This is a genomic window from Nocardioides sp. 616 (assembly GCF_002930065.1).
Lineage (GTDB): Bacteria > Actinomycetota > Actinomycetes > Propionibacteriales > Nocardioidaceae > Nocardioides > Nocardioides houyundeii.
In genome coordinates, this window is record NZ_POAG01000010.1 from 131,059 (window position 1) to 152,811 (window position 21,753).

Consider the following 21,753-nt stretch of genomic DNA (forward strand, 5'->3'; position numbering starts at 1 on the left):
GCGCAAGTGTCCAGTGCGCCGCCTCTCATCGCAAACCGACCCGCGGAGTTCGCACCTGCCACCATGGGGGCATGTCCACTCAGCACGGCGGTGCACGTCGCCTCGACCTCGTCCTCCTCGGCGCCACCGGCTTCACCGGCGGTCTCACCGCCGACTACCTGGCCAGGCACGCACCCCCGGGCCTGCGGTGGGCCCTGGCCGGGCGCAACGCCGAGCGGCTGGAGGAGGTCCGGGCCAGACTGACCGCGTCCGACCCCGCCCTCGGCGAGCTCGAGCTGATCGTGGTCGACACCACCGACGCCCCGGCGCTGGCCGAGATGGCCGCCGCGACCCGGCTGGTGATCACCACCGTCGGTCCCTACCTGCAGCACGGCGAGCCGGTGGTCGCCGCCTGCGCCGCGGCCGGCACCGACTACGTCGACCTGACCGGGGAGCCGGAGTTCGTGGACCGGATGTACCTGGAGCACCACGCGCGGGCGGTCGCCTCGGGAGCGCGCCTGGTGCACGCCTGCGGCTTCGACTCGGTGCCCCACGACCTGGGTGCGCTGTTCACCGTGGGCCACCTGCCCTCGGACGTGCCGCTGACCGTGCGGGGGGTGGTCCGCTCCTCGGCCCAGTTCTCCGGCGGGACCTTCCACTCCGCCCTCAACGCGATGTCCCGGATGCGGGAGTCCTCGGCCGTGCTCAAGGAGCGGCGCCGGCTCGAGCCGCGCCCCGAGGGACGCTCGTCGCGCGCCGTCACCGCGAAGCCGCACCGGGACCCCGACCTCGGCTACTGGCTGCTGCCGCTGCCGACCCTGGACCCGTTCGTGGTGGCGCGCAGCGGAGCGGCGCTGCCGGCGTACGGGCCGGACTTCCGCTACTCCCACTACGCCGGCACCAAGACCCTGCGGTACGCCGTCGGGGGCGCGGCGACGGTCGGCGCGATGGCGCTCTCGGCCCAGGTCGGTCCGCTGCGGCGCCGGCTGCTCGACCGCATCACCCAGGGCGAAGGGCCCGAGGAGTCGCGTCGCGCGCGCTCCTGGTTCACCGTCGACTTCATCGGCCAGGGCGGTGGGACGTCGGTCCACACCCGGGTCAGCGGCGGGGACCCCGGCTATGACGAGACGGCCAAGATGCTCTCGGAGTCGGCCCTCTCGCTGCTGTTCGACGACAACCCGGCCACCGCCGGCCAGGTGACCACCGCCCAGGCGATGGGCGAGCACCTGACCGGGCGGCTGCAGGCGGCTGGGATGCGCTTCGAGGTCGTGGCCGACTGAGATGTTAGCCGGCCAGCATCTCCCAGTCACCGTTGCGCGCCACCCGCTCGGGCGGATGACTTCGTGCTGGTGCCCCAGGCAAGAGTCGAACTTGCGACCTTTCGCTTAGGAGGCGGCTGCTCTATCCACTGAGCTACTGGGGCGTTGAGCGACATCTTGTCAGCACTGGGCACACCAGTCGAAAACGACCCCGTCCGTGGTTAGTCTCTTACGGTATGTGCCGCAACATCCGACCCCTGAACAACTTCGCACCGCCGGCCACCGATGACGAGGTGGCCGCCGCCGCACTGCAGTACGTGCGCAAGGTCAGCGGCACGACCAAGCCGTCGCTGGCCAACCAGGAGGCCTTCGACCGCGCCGTGGCCGAGATCGCGCACCTGACCCGACACCTCCTCGACGACCTGGTCACCACCGCGCCCCCCAAGAACCGGGACGTGGAGGCCGCCAAGGCACGCGCCCGGGCGGAGCTGCGGTACGCCAGATGACCTCTGCCAGCGCCGGGCCGGCCCTGGACCTGCTCCGCGGCCGCCGGCTCGTGGTGCTCACCGGCGCCGGCCTCTCCACCGACTCCGGGATCCCCGACTATCGCGGACCCGGCTCGGTCCCCCGGGCCCCGATGACCTACCAGGAGTTCGTCAGCGGGCCGGCGGCCCGGCAGCGCTACTGGGCGCGCACCCACCTGGGCTGGGGGCGAATGAGGCGGGCCGAGCCCAACGCCGGGCACCACGCCATCGCCACCCTGGACCCCGAGCTCCTCATCACCCAGAACGTGGACGGGCTGCACGAGGCTGCCGGGACCTCGTCCATGGTCGCGCTGCACGGCCGGATCGCCGACGTCGTCTGCCTGTCCTGCCGCCGGACCACGGCCCGGGCGCAGCTGCACGACCGCCTGACCGCGGCCAACCCCGGCTGGGCCGAGACCCACGCGGCGCTGGCAGTGCGCCCCGACGGGGACGTCGACCTCGAGGACACCGACGGCTTCGTGGTGCCCGACTGCGACGCCTGTGGAGGCGTGCTGAAGCCCGACGTGGTCTTCTTCGGCGAGAACGTGCCGGCGCCGCGGGTGCAGCGCTGCTACGACGCGGTCGACGCCCTGGGGCCGGACGGGGCGCTGCTGGTCGCCGGCTCGTCGCTGACGGTGATGAGCGGGCTCCGCTTCGTCCGCCGCGCGGCCAAGGCCGGCACCCCGGTGGTGATCCTCAACCGGGGAGCCACCCGCGGGGACGACCTGGCCACCTGCACCGTGGACCGGGGCTGCAGCGAGTTCCTCACCGCACTCGCCCGGGCAGCCGAGGTGTCCGGCCTCAGTCGCGCACCGGCCAGGTGATCAGACGGCTGCTACGGCGGCCTCGGCGGGGCGGACGAAGATGTGGTCGGCGGCCTCGAAGTCGATCTCCGCGGACTCGCCGCCGGAGCCGACCAGGACACCCTCGGCGGTCCCGAGGATCACCACCGTGCGGTCCGGCAGCGCACCCACGCGCCGCAGGGCGCTCATCAGGCCCTCGTCCTTCTGCATCTCCTCGGAGATGCGACGCACGTGCACCCGGACCTCCTCGGTGCCGGCCGCCGCCGACAGCGAGACGACGCCGTCCATGAAGTCCTCGGCCGGGGGGGACTCCCCCAGCTCGTCCAGACCCGGGATCGGGTTGCCGTACGGCGACTGCGTGGGGTGGTCGAGCAACTCGACGAGGCGGCGCTCGACCGTCTCCGACATCACGTGCTCCCACCGACAGGCCTCGGCGTGGACGAGCTCCCAGTCCAGCCCAATCACGTCGGTGAGGAGCCGCTCGGCCAGGCGGTGCTTGCGCATCACCCGGGTCGCCAGCCGCAGGCCCTCGGAGGTGAGCTCCAGGTGCCGGTCGCCCTGGACGGTCAGCAGGCCGTCCCGCTCCATCCGGGCCACGGTCTGGGACACCGTCGGGCCGCTCTGGTGCAGGCGCTCCGCGATCCGGGCGCGCAGGGGCACGATCCCCTCCTCCACGAGCTCGAAGATCGTGCGAAGGTACATCTCGGTGGTGTCGATCAGGTCGCTCACACCCCCATTCTGTCCCATGCCCTGAAGAAGTGGCAGGGTGGAGGGGGTGAGCAAGCTGACGATCCCCGCCCGGTACTGCGGCCCACCCTCCTCCGGCAACGGCGGCTGGTCCGCCGGCGAACTCGCCGGCCACGTGGCGCACGACCGACTCGACGGCCCTGCGGACGCCTGGCCAGGCATCGCCGTCTCGCTCCGCACGCCGCCGCCCCTGGAGACGGTAATGACCGTGACCGTGACCGAGCACGACGGGACCACCATCCTGGCCGACGAGGGCACGGTCGTGGCGGAGGCCAGGCTGGCCGCCGGCACGCTGCTCCCGGTGGAGCCGGTGGACCCCGACGCCGCGCGGGCCGCCGAGGCGTCGTACGCCGGCCTGGTCTCGCACCCGTTCCCCACCTGCTTCTCCTGCGGGACCGCCCGCGAGGCCGGCGACGGGCTCCGCATCTTCCCGGGCCGGGTCGGCGAGGACCTTCCCGCCCGCGTGGCGGCGACGTGGACCCCGGGCGGCGACCTGGTCGAGGACTCCCGTGCCCTGGTCGAGGGTGAGGCGCGGACCAGCCTGGCCGTGACCTGGGCCGCGCTGGACTGCGTCGGCGGCTGGGCCGGGGACCTGACCGAGAGACTGATGGTGCTGGCCCACATCGCCGTCCGGGTCGACGCCCTGCCGGTGATCGGTGATCAGCACGTGCTCGTGGGACAGCACCGCGGCTCGGAGGGGCGCAAGACCCGCACCGCGTCCACGATGTACGACGGGGACGGCCGCATCGTCGCCACCGCCGAGCACCTGTGGATCGCCGTGGACCCGGCGGCGTTCGCATGAGCGGCCCGGTCGACTGGTGGCGGGACGCGGTCGTCTACCAGGTCTACGTCCGCAGCTTCGCCGACAGCGACGGTGACGGCATCGGCGACCTGCCCGGCATCACCGCCCGGCTGCCGCACCTGCGCGACCTGGGGGTGGACGCGGTGTGGATCACCCCGTTCTACACCTCTCCCCAGCACGACCACGGCTACGACGTGTCGGACTACTGCGACGTGGACCCGCTCTTCGGCACCCTCGCGGACGCCGACACCCTGCTGGCCCGGGCCCACGAGCTCGGCCTGCGGGTGATCGTGGACCTGGTGCCCAACCACACCTCCTCGCAGCACCCGTGGTTCGTCGAGGCGCTCGCCGCCGAGCCCGGGTCGCCGGCGCGCGCCCGCTACCTCTTCCGCACCGGTCGGGGACCCGGCGGCAGCCAGCCCCCCAACAACTGGCTCTCGGTCTTCGGCGGGCCGGCCTGGAGCCGGGTCGGCGAGACCGACCAGTGGTACCTGCACCTGTTCGACTCCACCCAGCCGGACCTGGACTGGCGCAACCCCGAGGTCGGGGACATGTTCGCCGAGGTGCTCCGGTTCTGGCTCGCGCGCGGGGTCGACGGCTTCCGGGTCGACGTCGCGCACGGCCTCTTCAAGGAGGAGTCCCTGCGCGACCAGGAGCGGCCCGAGGTGGCGAGCGGCCACGATGGGGCGAACGAGGCCCGCGAGATGGTGGAGCGCACCGTGGGGGACGAGCCCATGTGGGACCAGCCGGAGGTGCACGAGGTGTACCGCCGCTGGCACGACATCCTCGACGAGGCCGGACCGGACCGGATGGCGGTCGCGGAGGCCTGGACCCAGACACCGGAGTCGATGGCGCGCTTCGTCCGGCCCGACGAGCTCGACCAGGCGTTCAACTTCTCCTGGCTCCTGGCCGACTGGTCCGCCGCCGCCTTCGCCGACGTGGTCACCGGCACCTTGGCCGCGGTCGACTCGGTGGGCGCGGCGCCCACGTGGGTGCTGAGCAACCACGACGTGGTGCGCCACCCCACGCGGTACGGCGGTGGCCCGCGAGGTCTGGCCCGGGCTCGCGCCGCGACGTTGACCATGCTCGCCCTGCCCGGCTCCTCCTACCTCTACCAGGGCGAGGAGCTCGGGCTGGAGCAGGTGGAGGTGAGCTCGGGGCACCGGCAGGACCCGTCCTGGTTCCGGACCGGCGAACCCGGGCGCGACGGCTGCCGGGTGCCGATGCCGTGGGGCGGCCAGACGCCGCCGTTCGACTTCGGACCGGCGGGCAGCAGCCCCTGGATCCCGCAGCCCGAGGAGTGGGCCAGCCTGACCGTCGAGGCCCAGGCCGGGGATCCCGGCTCGACCCTGGAGTTCTACCGCGCGGCGCTGGCGGCTCGCCGCGAGCACGCCCGCGGGTTGGGGGCCGAGGTGGAGGTGAGGCTCGACGCCGGTGACGTGCTGGAGCTGCGCCGGGGCCCGCTCACCGTGGTGCTCAACTGCGGGAACACCCCGACGGCCCTCCCCCCGGGGGAGGTGCTGCTCTCCTCGGCCGGACTCCGCTGCGCGGGCGGGACGACGTACCTGCCCGCCGATGCCGCGGCGTGGCTGCGCTCCGCGGCGGTTCAGCCCTCCAGCGCGGAGTTGTAGCGGCCCAGGGACTCCACGAACTCGCTGAGCGCCCGGTCGTCCCACTCGTCCAGCCGCGACTTGAGCCGCGCTCGGCGCTCGTCGACGACCTCCGCCATCGCCTTGCGCGCGAGCGGGGTGGTCTCGATGATGCTGGCCCGGCCGTCGGCGGGGTCCGGGGAGCGGCTCACCAGTCCCAGGTCGACCAGCTGCTGCACCTGCCGACTCACCGCCCCCTTGTCGAGGTCGAAGACCTCAGCGACCTCGGAGGGCCGCAGCGGGCCCTGCTCCAGCAGCAGCGCCAGCATCAGGTACGCCGCCGGGTGCAGGTCGGGGTGCACCAGCCGGGCCCGGTGCCCGATCGCTCGCCGGGCCCGCCGGATCAGCACCGCGACCTCGCGCTCCAGGGCACCCAGGGTGTCGTCCCGGATGGCGGGGCCCACCTCAGAGCTCATCGGTCCTGGAACTCCTTGGTGATGGTGAGCTCGGCCTTGACCTCCGGGGAGAGCTCGTCGTCGCGCATGACCGTCTCGCGCAGCGGCACCTCCTTGATGAAGAGCACGCAGGCCAGGGCCACCACCGCGAACGGCACCGCGACCAGGAAAAGGTGAGCGGAGGCCTCACCGTAGGCGCCCTCGAACACCGCGCGGACCGGGCCGGGCAGGGTGTCCAGGTCCGGAACGGAGTGGCTGGTCGCCTCGCCGCCCGCGACCCCCAGGTCCCGCAGGCCCGAGGAGACGTTCGCGGCCACCTGGTGAGCCAGCACCGCGCCCAGCGCGGAGACACCGGCGGAGCCGCCGATGGAGCGGAAGAAGGCCACCAGGGAGGAGGCGGCACCCATGTCGGAGTGCGCGGTGTTGTTCTGCACCGCCAGCACGAGGTTCTGCATCGTGGCGCCCAGGCCGACACCCAGCACGCACATGAACACGCCGACCACGGCGAGGTTGGTGCTCTCGTCGATCGTGGAGAGCAGCGCCAGTCCGGCCACGACGAACACCATGCCGCCGACCAGGAACTTCTTCCACCGGCCGGTGTCGCTGATGATCCGTCCCGAGACGATGCTGGAGACCAGCAGACCGCCGACCATGGCGATGGACATCAGGCCGGCGTGGGTCGGAGACATGCCTCGGGCGAGCTGGAAGTACTGGCTGAGGTAGACCGTGGAGCCGAACATGGCCACACCGATCAGCACCGAGGCGGCCGTGGCCAGCGAGGTGGTGCGGTCGCGGAAGAGGCGCATCGGGATGATGGGCTCGCGGGCGACGGCGATCTCGACCCAGACGGCGCCCGCGATGACCACGAGTCCGGCCACGATCAGGCCGTAGCTGGTCGCAGACGTCCAGGCGAACTGGTTCCCGGCCAGCGACACCCACACCAGCAGCAGCGAGACGCCGCCCATGATCAGGGTGGCACCGAGGTAGTCGATGTGGGTCTCGCGCCTGATGACGGGCAGGCGCAGCGTCTTCTGCAGCACGACGAAGGCCAGGACCGCTACCGGCAGACCGACGAAGAAGCACCAGCGCCAGCCCAGGGTGTCCACCAGCACGCCACCGATGAGGGGGCCGCTGACGGTGGAGAGGGCGAAGACCGAGCCGATGTAGCCGGCGTACCGACCTCGCTCACGCGGGCTCACCATCCCGGCGATGACGACCTGCACCAGCGCGGTCAGACCGCCGACGCCGAGGCCCTGGAAGGCACGGGCGCCGATCAGCACCTCCATCGACGGGGCGAAGCCGGCGACCAGGGAGCCCGCGGAGAAGATCACCAGGGCCGTCTGGACGAGCACCTTCTGGCTGAACAGGTCGGCGAGCTTTCCCCAGATGGGGGTGGTGGCGGTCATCGTCAGCAAGGTGGCCACGACGACCCAGGTGTACCCGGTCTGGCTGCCCTCGAGGTCGGCGACGATGCTCGGCAGGGCATTGGAGACCACGGTGCTGGACAACATGGCGACGAACATCGCCAACAGGAGACCGCTGAGGGCCTCGAGCACCTGGCGGTGCGTCATCGCGGGCGGTTGGACAGCTGCCGCGGAGGCTGATGGGGACTCGGTCACGTGCACTCGCTTCGGTACGTGGATGGACAGGGACAGCGGGTAGAAGGTTGCTGCGGGCAACTATATTCCCCGACCGTGACGAACTTGCCCGGAACACGTTGATCAGATTGCGTCGAATCTCTGACCAACAACTCCGAGTGCCGGACCTGCGGCGCGATCTCCGGTAGGAATGGCCCTCCATGCTCCCCATCACCGTCTACCTCCTCGACGACCACGACATCATCAGGAGCGGCCTCCGTGCGCTCCTCGAGCGCGAGGACGACCTGTCCGTCGTCGGCGAGGCCGGCACCGTGGCCGAGGGGCTCCCGGAGATCCTCCGACTCAGGCCCGACGTCGCCGTGCTCGACACCGGCCTGCCGGACGGGTCGGGGGTCGACGTGGCCCGAGCCCTGTCTACCCAGGCTCCCGACGTGCGCGCCCTGATGCTCGGCGACCGGCACGACGACACCATGGTCGAGGAGGCGTTCTCCGCCGGAGTCGGGGGCTTCGTGCTCAAGAAGATCCGGGGTCGGACCCTGGTCGAGGGAATCCGGTCGGTCGCGGCCGGCAACTCCCTGGTGGACCCCGACATCGCCAATAAGATGATGGACCGGCTGCGCCGGGCCTCGCAGACCCCGCTGGAGGGGATGGACAGCCTCAGCGTCCAGGAGCAGCGGGTCCTCGCCCTGATCGGCGAGGGTCTGACGAATCGTCAGATCGGCGAGCAGGTTTACCTGTCGGAGAAGACGGTCAAGAACATCGTGACCTCGATCCTCGCCAAGCTCGGCGTGCAGCGGCGCACCCAGGCCGCCGTGCTCGCCTCCCGCCTGCGCCCCTAGAACTTGAAGCGGGTCACCCGCGCCTTGAGCTGGCTCGCCATCTCGGCGAGGTCGGTGGCGGACTGCAGCGTGTTGCTGGCACCGTGCCTGGTCTCCTCGGCCGCGGCCGCGACCTGCGTCACGTCGGCGGCGATACCGGTGGCGCCGGCCGCGGCGTCGGTGACGCTGCGAGCGATCTCGTTGGTAGTGGCCGTCTGCTGCTCCACCGCGGAGGCGATCGTGGTCTGGATGTCGTTGATCCGACCGATCACGTCGGTGATCTCCCGGATCGCGGTCACCGCACCCTGGGTGTCGGACTGGATCGCATCGATCTTCTGACCAATGTCCTCGGTGGCCCGCGCCGTCTCCTTGGCCAGCTCCTTGACCTCGTTGGCCACCACGGCGAACCCCTTGCCCGCATCCCCGGCCCGAGCCGCCTCGATGGTGGCGTTGAGCGCCAGCAGGTTGGTCTGCTGCGCGATCGAGGTGATCACCTTGATCACCTTGCCGATCTCCGCGCTCGACTCCCCCAGGCTGGCCACCGTGCCCTGCGCCGAGCTCGCCACCGCCACCGCGCTCGTGGCCACCGAGGCCGCCTCGGTCGCGTTCTTGGCGATCTCCCGGATGCTCGCGGTCATCTCCTCCACCGCCGTGGCCACCGTCTGGATGCTCGAGGAGACCTGGGTGGAGGAGCCCGACGCACTCGCCGCGCGCTCGGAGGTCAACGCCGCACCCTCACCCATCCCCTGGGACAAGATGCTGAGCTGGTCCGCGGCCACCGCGAGGGAGTCCGCGGTGCCGCCGATGTCGCTCATCGATCCCCGCAGCGTGCCGAGCACGTCGGCCAGGCCGGAGGCGAGCTGACCGATGGCGTCCTCGCCGGAGACCGTGATGTCACGGGTGAGGTCGCCTTCGCCGATCGCCCGTACCACGTCCAGGACCAGCTCCACCTTGGCGGCGAGCTCGGCCGCGGCCGCCCGGTCGGTCTCGTCCCGCTCGATCCGGGCCACCGCCTGGGAGACCAGGTCGGCGATGTTGCGCAAGGTCTCCAGCCGCTGGGTGCTCAGCGCCATGGGCTGTTCGGCGAAGAAGTCCAGCGTGGCGATCACCTCGCCGCCCACCTTGACCGGGAAGCCCACCACCGACGGCACCGATACGTCCCCGAGAGACTCGCGGACCGGCGCCGGGATGTCGGCGGCCATGGCCTGGTGCACGTCCCCTTGGGCCCAGATCTGCCCGGGCACCCCGTCCCCCCGGGCGAAGGTGAGCCCGGAGACGACCTGGACCACCCCGTCACGCAGCGACCCTCCGCTGGCCGCGAAGCGCAGCCGCGAGGCCTCAGGGTCCAGCCGCCAGGCCGTCGCGGCGGCCCAGCCGAACTCCTCCCGCACCGCGTGCAGGGTCGACTCGATCGCCTGCCCGACCGACGTGGCCGCGCCCAGCGCCGCCAGCACGTGGTTCATGGCGGCCGAGTCCGCCATCGCCCGGGCGCGCTCCTCCTCCACCCGCAGCTTCTCGGTGATGAGCTCGAAGGTGACCATCATCCCGATGTGCTCGCCGTCGGTGCCGTGGATGGCGGAGAACAGGATGTCCAGGGTCTCGGGGCCGATCTGGCGCTGCGCCCGGACGGGCAGGTTCTCCGGCACCAGCTGGTCGACCTGGACCCGTCCGTGCTCGGTGTCGGTCTCCTCGAGGCCCTCGGCCATGACGTCGACGCTGAGCCCTTCGAACTGCTCGGCGGTGATCGGCATGTAGGGCTCGATGCGGCGCAGCGTCTCGAACGCCGCGGGGTTCAGGTAGTTGATGACGCGCTTGCGGTCCGCGAACATCATCGCGTTGGGCGAGCTCTCCATCATCGAGTTCACCCGGTGCAGCCGGCGCTCGGCACGCACCCGGTCGCTGACGTAGACCCAGGCCACCATCACGCCGGCGAACTCACCGTCGCGGTAGACAGCGCTGATGGTCATGTCCGCCCACTGGTCGCCGACCATGAGCTGCCCCACGAAGGGCAGCTCGTGGTGGTTCTCCCAGTAGAAGTCCACCTGTTCGACGTCACCGAGGAAGGCGAACAGCGGCTTCACGTCGGAGCCGATCAGGTCGTCCACCTTGTAGGGCAAGAAGTCCTCCACCAGGCGCAGCTCCTTGACGCACACCGCGTTGGCGTAGCGGATCCGGCGGTTGACGTCGGTGAGGAACACCCGTGCCGGCATCGCGTCCAGCACCTCGCGCTGCTCGGCTGTGGTGCCCTCGAACTCCGCCTGCGCAGGTGCCGGCGCCACGAGGGAGACCTGCCGGGAGGCCAGGCTGTCAGGACCGTCCGCGCCGTCCTTGGCGTCCCTGCCGTTGAGTGCCGGGGGGGTGCTGAGATCGGTCATGGTTTCCTCCGCAGGGGTGGGTGGGACCTGCCGACGGCATAGTCGGCATCGAGCGACAGCTCGAGGGACAGCGGGACCTCAGGCATGAGCCGTCAGACCCGGAATCGGTTGACGAGAGCCCGCAGCTGACCGGCGAAGCTGGCCAGGTTGGTAGCGGACTGCATGATGTTGTTCGACCCGTGCCGGGTGTCCTCAGCGGCGGTCGCGACCTCGCCCACGTCCTCGGCGATCCCGGCGGCACCGGCCGCGGCGTCGGTGACGCTGCGAGCGATCTCGTTGGTAGTGGCCGTCTGCCGCTCCACCGCGGAGGCGATCGTGGTCTGGATGTCGTTGATCCGACCGATCACGTCGGTGATCTCCCGGATCGCGGTCACCGCACCCTGGGTGTCGGACTGGATCGCATCGATCTTCTGACCAATGTCCTCGGTGGCCCGCGCCGTCTCCTTGGCCAGCTCCTTGACCTCGTTGGCCACCACGGCGAACCCCTTGCCCGCATCCCCGGCCCGAGCCGCCTCGATGGTGGCGTTGAGCGCCAGCAGGTTGGTCTGCTGCGCGATCGAGGTGATCACCTTGATCACCTTGCCGATCTCCGCGCTCGACTCCCCCAGGCTGGCCACCGTGCCCTGCGCCGAGCTCGCCACCGCCACCGCGGTGGTGGCCACCGTGGCGGCCTCGGTCGCGTTCTTGGCGATCTCCCGGATGCTCGCGGTCATCTCCTCCACCGCCGTGGCCACCGTCTGGATGCTCGAGGAGACCTGGGTGGAGGAGCCCGACGCACTCGCCGCGCGCTCGGAGGTCAACGCCGCACCCTCACCCATCCCCTGGGACAGGATGCTGAGCTGGTCCGCGGCCACCGCGAGGGAGTCCGCGGTGCCGCCGATGTCGCTCATCGATCCCCGCAGCGTCGAGACCACGTCGGCCAGGCCGGAGGCGAGCTGACCGATGGCGTCATCGCCGGAGACCGTGATGTCACGGGTGAGGTCGCCCTCGCCGATCGCCCGTACCACGTCCAGGACCAGCTCCACCTTGGCGGCGAGCTCGGCCGCGGCCGCCCGGTCGGTCTCGTCCCGCTCGATCCGGGCCACCGCCTGGGAGACCAGGTCGGCGATGTTGCGCAAGGTCTCCAGCCGCTGGCCGCTGAAGTCCGTCACGCTGCCGGAGAAGAAGTCCATGGTGGCGATCACCTCGCCGTCCACCTTCACCGGGAAGCTGAGCCCCGAACGCAGCTCCAGCCCGTGCTCCGCCATCCCCTGGACGAAGAGGGGCGGCAGCTCCGAGCCGTCGACGAGGATCACGTCCCCGGCCGCCCAGGTCCTGCCCGGCAGTCCTGAGCCGAGGCGGAAGGTGCTGCCGGAGAGCAGGGCGGTGACGGAGCGGCTGACGTCGCCACAGACCGTCACGAACCGGAGCCGCTCCCGCTCGGGGTCGACCCGCCAGCAGGAGGCGTAGTCCCAGCCGAACTCGGTGCACACGGCTTGCAGCGTCCGGCCGATCGCCTCGTCCACCGACGTGGCGGTGCCCACGAGCCGCAGCACCTGGTTCATGGCCGAGGTGTCGGCCATCGCCTGCTCCCGGTCGTGCTCGATCCGGAGCTTCTCGGTGACCAGGTCCCAGGTGAGAAGGAAGCCGATGTGCTCCCCGGACTCGTTGCGCATCTCGTCGATCCAGGTGTCCAGGACCTCCGGACCCAGGTGGACGTACGTCGAGCTGATCGCGCTGGTCCGCTCGCGGGACTCCTCCAGGGCGGCCTGGATGGCCGCCGGGTCGGCCAGCACCGCACGCTGCACGTCCGGCTCCTCGTAGAGCATGTGCAGCGGGATGCCGACGAACTGCTCGGGCGGGACCACCATGTGCGGTCCCAGGTCGTGGAAGGCGGCGAGGCAGGCGGGGTTGAGGTAGGTGATGACGCCGTCGGTGTTGGCGAACATCATCTTCGTCGGGGAGTTCTCCAGCATCGCGTGCACCCGCTGGAACCGGCGCTGCGCCGACGTGACTTCGGTGGTCTTGAACCACGAGATCATCAGGCCGTTGTACTCGCCGTCCGCCAGGACCGCGGTGAGGCTCAGCCTGGCGGTCTCGGGGCCCAGCTCGATCGGCATCTCGAAGGGCAGCAGCGAGCGGTCCCCCCACACCCGGTCGAACGGGCCGACGTCGCCGAGCAGCGCGAAGAGCGGCAGCACATCGGAGCCGATCCAGTCGTCGAGCGGGACCGGCAGGAACGCCTCGATCGGGCGCAGATCCTTCAGGGCCTGGTCGTTGACGTAGGCCACTCGACGGTCCGCGGTGATCAGCAGGACCGGCGCCGGGAACCCGTCCAGCACGTGCCGGACCGCGGCCGGGGTCGCCTCACCCCTCTCCACCGACGTCGCGGCGGGCAGCAGGAGCAGCTCCGCCTCGCCGACGGGAGTGTGGACGGGGATGTCGACTGGGGTGTCGAGGTCGGTCATGGAGTGCCTCCGAGAGGGGGATCGGTCAGCTCGACAGCACGGTCGGCGTCGAGGACGAGCAGGATGGAGTCGGGCAGGGCGACCACGCCCTGCAGCAGCTCACGGATGGCGACGGGCAGGTTGGCGGGGGCGGGCAGCAGGTCGAGCCCGCCGGCGTCGACGACGTCGCCGATCTCGTCGACCAGCAGGCTCACCGCCTCGCCCTGGCTGCGCACCACCACGTTGAGCGGCAGCGCCGAGGCCGGGCCGGGAGAGCGTCCCAGACGCAGCCGCAGGTCGATCGCGGTGACGATCTGGCCGCGCAGGTTGATCAGGCCACGGACGGCGTCGGGGGCCAACGGCACCGGAGTCATCGGTTGGTGACGCAGCACCTCCTGCACCTCGTGCACGTGGACGCCGAAGAACAGCCCGTCCAACGTGAACGTGCAGTACTGCGCGACCAGGGGCATCCGCACCACCTCGCTCATCACGCCACGCCCGCTGCCGCGACGACCGCGTCGAGGTCGAGCAGGTCGGTGACCCGCTCGTCGATCACGGCCGACCCGAGGACCCCCGCGCGACGACCTACGTCGCTGCGGGTGAGCACGGTGTCGACGATGTCCACGACCCGCTCGATGACCAGGCCGACCCGGCGCTCGCCGTCCTCGTGGACGACCACCGACAGGGTTTCCCGCGCCGGCGCCCCGGGCTCCACCGGCGCCGGGGACGGCAGGCCCATCAGGCTCCACAGCCGCACCAGGGGCAGGATGCCGTCGCGGTACTGCACGGCCTCGAGCGCACCGGCGCCCTCGATCCGTGACACCGCGATCTCCTCGAGCCGGGAGACCTCGTGCAGCGCGAGGGCGGCGCGCCGTCCGGGCACCACCTCGAGCACCAGCATCGGCGTGGTCTCCTGGCGCCGGGTGACCACCTCCACCTTGGAGACCGGGACCGGCTCGATGCCCTGGGACCGGGCCAGGCCGGGCACGTCGAGGATCAGCGCCACCCGACCGTCTCCCATGATCGTGGCTCCGGCGAACATCGGCAGGGCCCGGAGCTGGCGACCCAGCGGCTTGACCACGATCTCCTGGGTGTCGAAGACCTCGTTGACGCACAGGCCCAGGCGGACCTCGTCGGCCTGGACCACCACCACGGTGACCCCGTCGCGGTCGTCGCGCGGCAGCGCCTGGTCGGTGAGCCCAAGGGCGCCCGCGAGCGGCACCAGCGGCAGCAGGTCCCCCCGCAGGCGCAGCACCGGGGCACCGGCCACCACGTCGACGTCGCGCTCGAGGTCCTGGCCCTCGAGCCGGACCAGCTCGACCAGGTTGACCTGCGGGACGGCGAAGCGCTCGTCCCCCTCGCCCACCAGCAGCGCCGGGATGATCGCCAGGGTCAACGGGATCCGGACGCGACAGGTCGTGCCCTCGCCGACCACGCTGTGCACGTCGACGGTGCCACCGATGCGCTCGATGTTGGTGCGCACCACGTCCATGCCGACCCCGCGGCCGGACAAGTTGGTCACCACTGCCGCGGTGGAGAACCCCGCCTCGAAGATCAGCCCCAGCACGTCGCGCTGCTCCATCCGCGCGAGCTCGTCCCGGGTGACCACGCCACGGCGCAGGGCGGCCTCGGCGATGACTGCCGGATCGATCCCCTTGCCGTCGTCGGAGATCTCCAGCACCACCTGACCGTTCTCGTGACGCGCTCGCAGCAGCAGCCGGCCCGTCGCGGGCTTGCCGGCTGCCAGCCGCTCCGCAGGAGACTCGATGCCGTGGTCGATGGCGTTGCGCACCAGGTGGGTCAGCGGTCCCTTGAGCGCCTCGAGCAGGGAGCGGTCCAGCTCGGTCTCGTGACCCTCCAGGTCGACCTGCACCTTGCGCTCAAGCTGGTGGGCCAGATCGCGAACGACGCGCGGCATCTTGGACCACATCTGGCCGATGGGCTGCATGCGCGTCCTCATGACGCCTTCCTGCAGCTCGCTGGCGACCTGGTCGAGGCGCTGGGCGGAGCGGGCCAGCTCGAGGTCCTTGCTGCCCTCCGTGCGGCGCAGGATCTGGTTGCGGGTCAGCACCAGCTCCCCGACCATCTGCACGAGGCTGTCGAGCAGGTCCACGTCGACCCGCACGGTGGAGTCGGCGACCCCCCGGCGTACCGCCTCGTCGTCCCCGGCGTCGCCGAGCAGGATCTCCAGCGGCTTCGTCGGGGCCGAGACGGGGACCGGGGACAGCAGCACCGGCGCCGCGGCGGGCGCGGGCGTCAACTCGACGGGGTCGGGCTCGCCGAGGACCGCACGGATCGCGGCGATCACCGCGTCCACGTCCACGGCTCCGCCCACGTCGGTGCCCGAGGCCTCGATCGCGGCCAGCAGGGTCCGCACGGCGTCCACCATCTCCAGCAGCACGCCGGTCACCTCGGCGGTCATGGTGAGCTCGCCCTCGCGCAGCCGGGAGAGCAGGTTCTCCCCGGCGTGGGTGAGCGCCTCCATCCGGTGCAGGGCCAGGAAGCCGCTGGTCCCCTTGATCGTGTGGATGGTGCGGAAGATGCTGGAGAGCAGCTCGCGCGAGTCCGGCTGCTGCTCCAGGGCCACGAGGTCCAGGTCGAGCTGGTCGAGGTTCTCGTAGCTCTCCACGAGGAACTCGGCCACGATCTCCGCGTCGTCGTCCATCATCCCGGCCCCCTCCCTGCTCCTCGTCGGCTCCTCGTCGCGCGCCACAAGGACACGTCTTCGAGAGGCTCATCGGCAGGCAGGGCGCCGGGTTGATGACTTCCGCCGGGTCAATCGGCGGGGGGTGGGCTCAGTCAGCCCGTTTGCGCAGGGCCTCGGCCAGGGAGGCCACGGTGTCCTCGGCGGGCGAGGCTGCGCCCTGGTTGGTGGAGGCGAGCTGGGCGAGCAGCTCGGCGCGATGCACGCTGACCGAGCGCGGAGCGTCGATCCCGACCCGCACCACGTCGCCACGGACCTCGAGGATGGTCACGGTGACGTTGTCGCCCACGACCACGCTCTCGCCCGTACGACGACTCAGCACCAACATGGCACCAACCTACGACACCCGGGGCCGCAGCGCAGGAGTCTCAGGCCACCAGCGGCGCGGCGACCGACAGTGCAGGGTCGTCGAGGACGACCTGGGAGCCGCGCAGGGTGACGGTGTTCACCAGGACCGGGCCGAGCAGGTTGGCGGTCGTCTCGGCCAGCGAGGCGCCTGCGGTGAGGACCACCAGCACCAGCACGTCCGCGACGTCGGTGATGCCCAGGTCCGCCACCACGTCGTCGCCGACCTCTGGGGCGTAGTCGGGGAAGAAGGCCACCGGTGAGGTGACCAGGAAGCGCAGGTCCGGGTCGTCCAGCGAGCGCAGCGCGCACAGCACGCCGTCCTCGTCGAGCCGGACCAGGGCGAACCGGGTGTGGTCTGGGAAGCCGGGCATGGGATGGACGAGCTCGATCACCGGGATGTCGTCTCGGACGGCACCTTCCGACGCTGCACTGTCCTGCATGGCACTCCCGGGGGCAGGTGGGTCGACGGTCGGGGCGATCATGGCAGATCCTGTCATCGGAGGAAGTCCAGCAGGCTGGGCGTCATCACGCGCGACGTGCTGGCCAGCGCCGCCTGGTAGGAGGTCTCGGCCAGCTTGAGGTCCATCAGGGCCTTGGGCAGGTCGACGTCCTCGATGCCGGTCAGCGAGCTCTTCAGGGAGAGCTCCCGGTCCGCGGCGGAGACGGCCGCGCGGTCCAAGGCCGAGGCGCGCGAGCCGATGTCGATCAGGCTGACGCCCAGGCGGTTCAGGTCGCCCTCGAGGGCACCCAGCCCGGCGCCGATCGCGGTAGCGTCGCCGGAGCGCACCGCGTCCGCCATCGTCTGCAGGTTGTCGAAGAGGTTCGCGCCGTCGGGGCCGAATACCGCACGGGCATCCGCGTCGACCCGGACCTTGACGCCGTCGGCGACGGAGCGGGTGACCGCGCCGGGGATGCCGACGAAGCTGCCCGAGGCGTCGTACGCCGTCCTGCCGGGGGTGAGTCCCCCGAAGACGGGGCGGTCCAGGTGCGTGGTGTTGGCCAGGGAGAGCAGCGAGTCGCGGAGCGCCTCGATCTCGCTGGCCAGGGCGTCGCGGGAGCTGGCGTTCATCGCACCGTTGTTGGCCTGGAGGCCCAGCTCGCGGGCGTGACGGGTCTGCAGCACCGCCGACTGCACGGTGTCGTCGACCCGGGCCAGCCAGGCCTGGCCGTCCTCGATGTTGCTGGTCTGCTGACCGACCTCGACCAGCGAGGCGCGCAGCCGCATCGCGGCGGTGGTGTCCGAGGGCGAGTCCGAGGGCCGGGTCAGCACCTTGCCGGAGCTGACCTGCTCCTGCAGCTTCGAGAGCCGTCCCAGGCCGGAGTACATCCCCTCCAGCGAGCGCTGGGCCATCATGTTCTGGGTCACGCGCATCATGGTCATCGACCCACCAGCCCGGTCCGGTTGATCAGCGTGTCGAGCATCGAGTCCATCGTGTTCATCACGCGTGAGGCGGCCTCGTAGGCGCGTTGGGCAGTGAGCAGGGAGACCATCTCCTCGTCGAGGTTGACACCCGAGAGCTGTTCGCGGGCCCCGTCGACCTGCCCGACGAGGGCCGACTGGTTGGTGAGCAGGCGGCCGGTCGAGGCGACCTCGGTGCCCAGGCCGTTGACCAGGCGCTGGTAGGCGGTCTCGACGCCGCTGGTGCGGGTCAGCAGGTCGGCGTTGGAGCCGTCGACCGCACCGCCGGGCACGCCGGAGGCGGCGAGCAGCGCGGGATCGGTGATGGCCACGGTGAGCGAGCCGGACGGGTTGGCCGGGTCGTAGGCGAAGACCGGTCCCCCGGCTGCCCCGGTGCTGTCGTAGCCGCCGGCGTGCAGCGTGTTGACCTGGTCGGCCAGGTCGCGCACCACGGCGTCCAGCCCTGCGGCGTACGCCGGGAGGGTGACGGTGAGCAGGTCGGCGGTGGCACCGGTCGAACCCTGCAGGCCACCTGCCACGGCGACGTCGGTGCCGTTGCTGCGGACCGCGAAGCTGACGGGGCCGCCTGTCGAGCCGGTCGCCACCACCAGGGTGCCGGCGTCCTTGCCGGTGACCAGGGGCACGCCGCCGACGGTGAGGTCCATGCCGCCGTCGGTACGGCGGGTGGCGGTGGCGCCGGTGAGCTCGGAGAGCCGCATCACCAGCGCGTCGCGCTGGTCGGCCAGGCCGTTGGTGTCGACCTTGCTGGCCGAGGCCACCGCGATCATCCGGTTGACCTCCGCGAGCTCGGCGGCACCGGTGTTGACCTCGGTGACGAGCCCTTCCAGCCGGGAGCGGGCGTCGCCGGCCTCGCGGGCGACGTTGGTGGCCTGGGTGCGGACCGACTCCACCAGGCTGGTGGCCTTGGTGAGGACGTTGGTGCGCGACAGGTCCTGCCCCGGGTTGTTCGCCAGGGCGTGCCAGCTGGCCCGGAACTCCGCGAGCCGGGCCGAGACGCCCTGGGACCCGGGTTCCGCGATGCCGGTCTCCAGCCGGTCCAGCGTGGTGCTGCGGACGCCGAGGTAGGACAGGTTCGCGTGCTCCTGGCGGGCGCGGGTGTTGAGGAACTCGTCGGTCATCCGCTGGAGACCGGCGACGGCGACGCCCTCGCCGGAGCCCTCGTAGCGCGACCACATGGCGATCTGGCCGGGGGCCGCGACGGTCTCGCTCTCCACCCGGCGGCGGCTGTAGCCGGCGGTGCCGGCGTTGGCGATGTTGGAGCTGGCGGTGTCCATGACCACGCGGTTGTAGCGCAGCGCGCTGAGCGCGGTGCTGAAGGAGGCGAAGGATCCGCTCATCGGTTCACCACCTCCCTCACAGGCTCCGGTCCACCAGGCGGTGCTGGGCGGGGCCCGTCACCGCGCTGCCGTCGGCGCTGTAGCCGGCGGTGCTCTCGCCCAGGGTCATCAGGGTCTCCCGGGCCGAGCGGATGCCCGCCGTGACCAGCTCGCGGTTCGCGTCCGCCATCGCGGTGACCTCGGTGGTGATGGAGGCGAAGGCCTCCCGGTGGTCGGCGAGGATCGAGGCCCAGGGCTCGGCGGCGGTCTCGGCCAGGGCCCGCAGGCTCGGGTTGGGCGGCAGGCCGAGCTGACCGGCGGCCTCGTCGGCGGCGACCGCGCGCAGCATCTCGGTCTGCCGGATGGTCTCCAGGACCGTCTCGACCTCCTTGGCCGCACGCAGCAGCCACCGGGTGCGCCCGGTGGCCATCACCAGCTGCTCGACCTCCAGCTTGAACAGCAGGGTCTCCAGCAGCTCGCGCTCGCGCCACAGGATGAGCGAGAGCTTCTCCATGACCGCATCTCTTTCCTCGTCAGTGTGCAGGATCTCGAACCACCTATCGGCCCCGATCCCGGGGGCTGAAGTCTTTTCGGTTGACCGATCTGCGAACCGTCGATGACAACCGGGCCACCCCGGGCTAGTCATCTGGAGCCACCCGGGGTCGGGACCAAGGTCCCCAGTTGCGGCCCGCCGGAGGGTTGCTCACTAATAGTGGGTACGCGGTGCGCTCTCCTGTACGACTCTCGATCTCGTGAACGAGCAGAGCGCCGAGGCCCGGCAGGCCACAGAAGAGCTGATCACGGCAACCATGCCGCTGGTCGGCCACATCGTCCGCGAGCTGTCCGGCCGGGTGCCGGCCCACGTCTCCCGCGACGACCTGACCTCCGCCGGCCTGGCCGCCCTGGTGCAGGCCGCGCACGCCTTCGACGCCACCCTCGGGGTGCCGTTCGCCCGCTACGCCGCCACCCGGATCCGCGGCTCACTGCTGGACGAGCTGCGCAGCGTCGACTGGGCCTCCCGCTCGGTCCGCCGCCGGGCTCGCGACCTGGAGGAGACCCGCCACCGGATGGCCGCCACCTTGGGCCGGGTGCCCAGCAACGCCGAGGTCGCCAGCGCGCTGGGCATGAGCCTGGAGGAGGTCGTCGGCAACGACGACGACATCGCCCGCGCCCAGGTCCTCTCCCTGCAGGCCTCCCCCGACGACGCCCTGGACGAGCTGCTGCCCTCCGACGGCGCCACCCCGGAGCAGCTGGTGGAGCACCAGGAGCGCCTCACGTACGTCGTCGAGGCGGTCGCCGAACTCCCCGAGCGGCTGCGCGTGGTGGTCAGCGAGTACTTCCTCGCCGAGCGCCCGATGGCCGAGATCGCCGAGCAGCTCGGCGTCAGCGAGTCGCGGGTCTCCCAGATGCGCGCCGAGGCGCTGAGCCTGCTGCGCGACGCCCTGAACCGCGAGCTCGACCCCGACCTGGTCAAGCCGGCCGGTCGACCCGAGGGTTGCGCGGCCCGGCGCCGGGAGTCCTACTTCGCCGCAGTGGCGACCCGGCACGCCGCGTCGCTGCGCCGCCCGGTGGGCCGTCCCTCGCTGGATGCCATCGCCTGACGCCTGACCGCCCCGGCAACGTCGGAAGGTAAAGCCGAAGAAAACTTCGGTGGAATCTCTCAGGCCAGTCCGACCGGGGCCGATCGAGAAGCCAACGGAGTCCACGGACGGACTCCAGCACGTGACTCCATTCCAGGAAGGAAACCATCATGAGTCTTCGCATCAACCAGAACATCGACGCAATGTCGGCCTACCGCAACCTCTCCACGACGTCCGGCCAGATGGCCAAGTCGCTCGAGAAGCTGTCGTCGGGTTTCCGCATCAACCGCGCCGGTGACGACGCGGCCGGTCTGGCCATCTCCGAGGGCCTGCGCTCGCAGGTCGGGGGCCTGAAGATGGGCGCTCGCAACGCCCAGGACGGCGTCTCGCTCGTCCAGACCGCGGAAGGCGCGCTCACCGAGGTCCACTCCATGCTGCAGCGCATGAACGACCTGTCGGTGCAGTACAGCAACGGTACTCAGAGCGCGGGGTCGCAGACCGCGATCTCCAACGAGTTCACCTCGCTGAAGGACGAGGTCACCCGGATCCAGGCCAACACCAAGTTCAACGGCGACGTGATCTTCGCGGGTGCGGCCAAGGACTTCCAGGTCGGCTACGACAGCGCTGACGTGATCAGCGTCGAGGACACCGCGCTCGCCAACTTCGCCACCGCTGCCACGATGACCGCTGCCGTGGTCACCGACAGCAACTCGGTGAAGGCCGCGATCGACACGGTCTCGGCACAGCGTGCCGAGCTGGGTGCCACCCAGAACCGGTTCGAGCACACCATCAACAACGTCAACGTGGCCGTGGAGAACCTCTCGGCCGCCGAGAGCCGGATCCGCGACACCGACATGGCGCAGGAGATGATGAACTTCACCCGTTCCCAGATCCTGTCCCAGGCCGGCACCGCGATGCTCGCGCAGGCCAACCAGGCCCCGCAGGGCGTCCTGTCGCTGCTGCGCTGATGGTCGAGGGCGGTCCGTCGGTCCCTGCTCGGGACCGACCGG

The 21,753-nt window shown here is 71.3% G+C and carries 20 protein-coding genes and 1 tRNA gene; 8 read left to right on the forward strand and 13 right to left on the reverse strand.

The genetic code is table 11. The features are described 5' to 3' along the window. Positions 1 to 71 precede the first annotated feature (71 nt). Positions 72 to 1,259: a saccharopine dehydrogenase NADP-binding domain-containing protein gene (locus C5H89_RS02575; protein ID WP_104105526.1), complete on the forward strand. Its 1,188-nt coding sequence runs from the start codon at positions 72 to 74 to the stop codon at positions 1,257 to 1,259. 67 nt (positions 1,260 to 1,326) lie between these two features. Here the strand turns inward: C5H89_RS02575 and C5H89_RS02580 are convergent. Continuing rightward, a tRNA-Arg gene (locus C5H89_RS02580) sits at positions 1,327 to 1,402 on the reverse strand. Positions 1,403 to 1,474: 72 nt separating this feature from the next. Between C5H89_RS02580 and C5H89_RS02585 the strand changes: the two genes are divergently transcribed. Both C5H89_RS02585 and C5H89_RS02590 read left to right on the forward strand, forming a co-directional pair. Further along, on the forward strand, positions 1,475 to 1,744 hold the full coding sequence (locus tag C5H89_RS02585) for a DUF2277 domain-containing protein (protein ID WP_104105527.1): 270 nt from the start codon (positions 1,475 to 1,477) through the stop codon (positions 1,742 to 1,744). Then, positions 1,741 to 2,586, forward strand: coding sequence for an NAD-dependent protein deacetylase (locus tag C5H89_RS02590; protein WP_104105528.1), 846 nt, complete (start codon positions 1,741 to 1,743; stop codon positions 2,584 to 2,586). The genes C5H89_RS02585 and C5H89_RS02590 overlap by 4 nt, the downstream gene beginning before the upstream one ends. On the opposite strand, the gene C5H89_RS02595 is transcribed toward C5H89_RS02590, so the two are convergent. Further along, positions 2,587 to 3,294 (reverse strand): metal-dependent transcriptional regulator, encoded by a 708-nt coding sequence (locus C5H89_RS02595; RefSeq protein WP_104105529.1) that lies wholly within the window; start codon positions 3,292 to 3,294, stop codon positions 2,587 to 2,589. A 46-nt stretch (positions 3,295 to 3,340) separates the two neighbouring features. Here C5H89_RS02595 and C5H89_RS02600 point away from each other — a divergent pair, with 46 nt between their 5' ends. Further along, complete coding sequence (locus C5H89_RS02600; RefSeq protein WP_104105530.1) at positions 3,341 to 4,114, forward strand: hypothetical protein; 774 nt, start codon at positions 3,341 to 3,343, stop codon at positions 4,112 to 4,114. Next, complete coding sequence (locus tag C5H89_RS02605) at positions 4,111 to 5,745, forward strand: glycoside hydrolase family 13 protein (RefSeq protein WP_104105531.1); 1,635 nt, start codon at positions 4,111 to 4,113, stop codon at positions 5,743 to 5,745. Before C5H89_RS02600 ends, C5H89_RS02605 begins: the two co-directional genes overlap by 4 nt. Here the strand turns inward: C5H89_RS02605 and C5H89_RS02610 are convergent. Both C5H89_RS02610 and C5H89_RS02615 read right to left on the reverse strand, forming a co-directional pair. After that, positions 5,721 to 6,179 (reverse strand): MarR family transcriptional regulator, encoded by a 459-nt coding sequence (locus tag C5H89_RS02610; protein ID WP_104105532.1) that lies wholly within the window; start codon positions 6,177 to 6,179, stop codon positions 5,721 to 5,723. The genes C5H89_RS02605 and C5H89_RS02610 overlap by 25 nt on opposite strands. Continuing rightward, positions 6,176 to 7,729 (reverse strand): MDR family MFS transporter, encoded by a 1,554-nt coding sequence (locus C5H89_RS02615; RefSeq protein WP_104105533.1) that lies wholly within the window; start codon positions 7,727 to 7,729, stop codon positions 6,176 to 6,178. Before C5H89_RS02615 ends, C5H89_RS02610 begins: the two co-directional genes overlap by 4 nt. Before the next feature lie 227 nt (positions 7,730 to 7,956). Here C5H89_RS02615 and C5H89_RS02620 point away from each other — a divergent pair, with 227 nt between their 5' ends. Next, positions 7,957 to 8,595 (forward strand): response regulator transcription factor, encoded by a 639-nt coding sequence (locus C5H89_RS02620; protein ID WP_104105534.1) that lies wholly within the window; start codon positions 7,957 to 7,959, stop codon positions 8,593 to 8,595. Here C5H89_RS02620 and C5H89_RS02625 read toward each other — a convergent pair. From C5H89_RS02625 to C5H89_RS02665, 9 genes are all read right to left on the reverse strand, one after another. After that, entirely contained in the window at positions 8,592 to 10,949 is a 2,358-nt protein-coding gene (locus C5H89_RS02625) for a methyl-accepting chemotaxis protein (protein ID WP_240181655.1), read from the reverse strand. The genes C5H89_RS02620 and C5H89_RS02625 overlap by 4 nt on opposite strands. 92 nt (positions 10,950 to 11,041) lie before the next feature. Further along, positions 11,042 to 13,396, reverse strand: a complete 2,355-nt coding sequence (locus C5H89_RS02630) for a methyl-accepting chemotaxis protein (RefSeq protein ID WP_104105535.1) — start codon at positions 13,394 to 13,396, stop codon at positions 11,042 to 11,044. Continuing rightward, positions 13,393 to 13,863 (reverse strand): chemotaxis protein CheW, encoded by a 471-nt coding sequence (locus tag C5H89_RS02635; RefSeq protein ID WP_205304824.1) that lies wholly within the window; start codon positions 13,861 to 13,863, stop codon positions 13,393 to 13,395. The genes C5H89_RS02630 and C5H89_RS02635 overlap by 4 nt, the downstream gene beginning before the upstream one ends. Next, complete coding sequence (locus tag C5H89_RS02640) at positions 13,863 to 16,043, reverse strand: chemotaxis protein CheW (protein ID WP_240181656.1); 2,181 nt, start codon at positions 16,041 to 16,043, stop codon at positions 13,863 to 13,865. The genes C5H89_RS02635 and C5H89_RS02640 overlap by 1 nt, the downstream gene beginning before the upstream one ends. A gap of 127 nt (positions 16,044 to 16,170) precedes the next feature. Next, a complete protein-coding gene (gene csrA / locus C5H89_RS02645; protein WP_104105536.1) occupies positions 16,171 to 16,407 on the reverse strand; it encodes a carbon storage regulator CsrA in 237 nt (78 codons plus the stop codon). Positions 16,408 to 16,447: 40 nt separating this feature from the next. Then, positions 16,448 to 16,909 (reverse strand): flagellar assembly protein FliW, encoded by a 462-nt coding sequence (locus C5H89_RS02650; protein ID WP_240181657.1) that lies wholly within the window; start codon positions 16,907 to 16,909, stop codon positions 16,448 to 16,450. An 11-nt stretch (positions 16,910 to 16,920) separates the two neighbouring features. Next, on the reverse strand, positions 16,921 to 17,793 hold the full coding sequence (locus C5H89_RS02655) for a flagellar hook protein (protein WP_162799177.1): 873 nt from the start codon (positions 17,791 to 17,793) through the stop codon (positions 16,921 to 16,923). An 11-nt stretch (positions 17,794 to 17,804) separates the two neighbouring features. Beyond that, on the reverse strand, positions 17,805 to 19,184 hold the full coding sequence (gene flgK / locus C5H89_RS02660) for a flagellar hook-associated protein FlgK (RefSeq protein ID WP_104105538.1): 1,380 nt from the start codon (positions 19,182 to 19,184) through the stop codon (positions 17,805 to 17,807). Between the two features lie 16 nt (positions 19,185 to 19,200). After that, on the reverse strand, positions 19,201 to 19,677 hold the full coding sequence (locus C5H89_RS02665) for a flagellar protein FlgN (protein ID WP_104105539.1): 477 nt from the start codon (positions 19,675 to 19,677) through the stop codon (positions 19,201 to 19,203). A gap of 238 nt (positions 19,678 to 19,915) precedes the next feature. Here C5H89_RS02665 and C5H89_RS02670 point away from each other — a divergent pair, with 238 nt between their 5' ends. Both C5H89_RS02670 and C5H89_RS02675 read left to right on the forward strand, forming a co-directional pair. Next, positions 19,916 to 20,764: a FliA/WhiG family RNA polymerase sigma factor gene (locus C5H89_RS02670; RefSeq protein WP_240181658.1), complete on the forward strand. Its 849-nt coding sequence runs from the start codon at positions 19,916 to 19,918 to the stop codon at positions 20,762 to 20,764. A 149-nt stretch (positions 20,765 to 20,913) separates the two neighbouring features. Beyond that, positions 20,914 to 21,711 carry a flagellin gene (locus C5H89_RS02675; protein ID WP_104105540.1) on the forward strand — a complete coding sequence of 266 codons (798 nt, stop codon included), beginning with the start codon at positions 20,914 to 20,916 and terminating at the stop codon, positions 21,709 to 21,711. Positions 21,712 to 21,753: the final 42 nt, after the last annotated feature.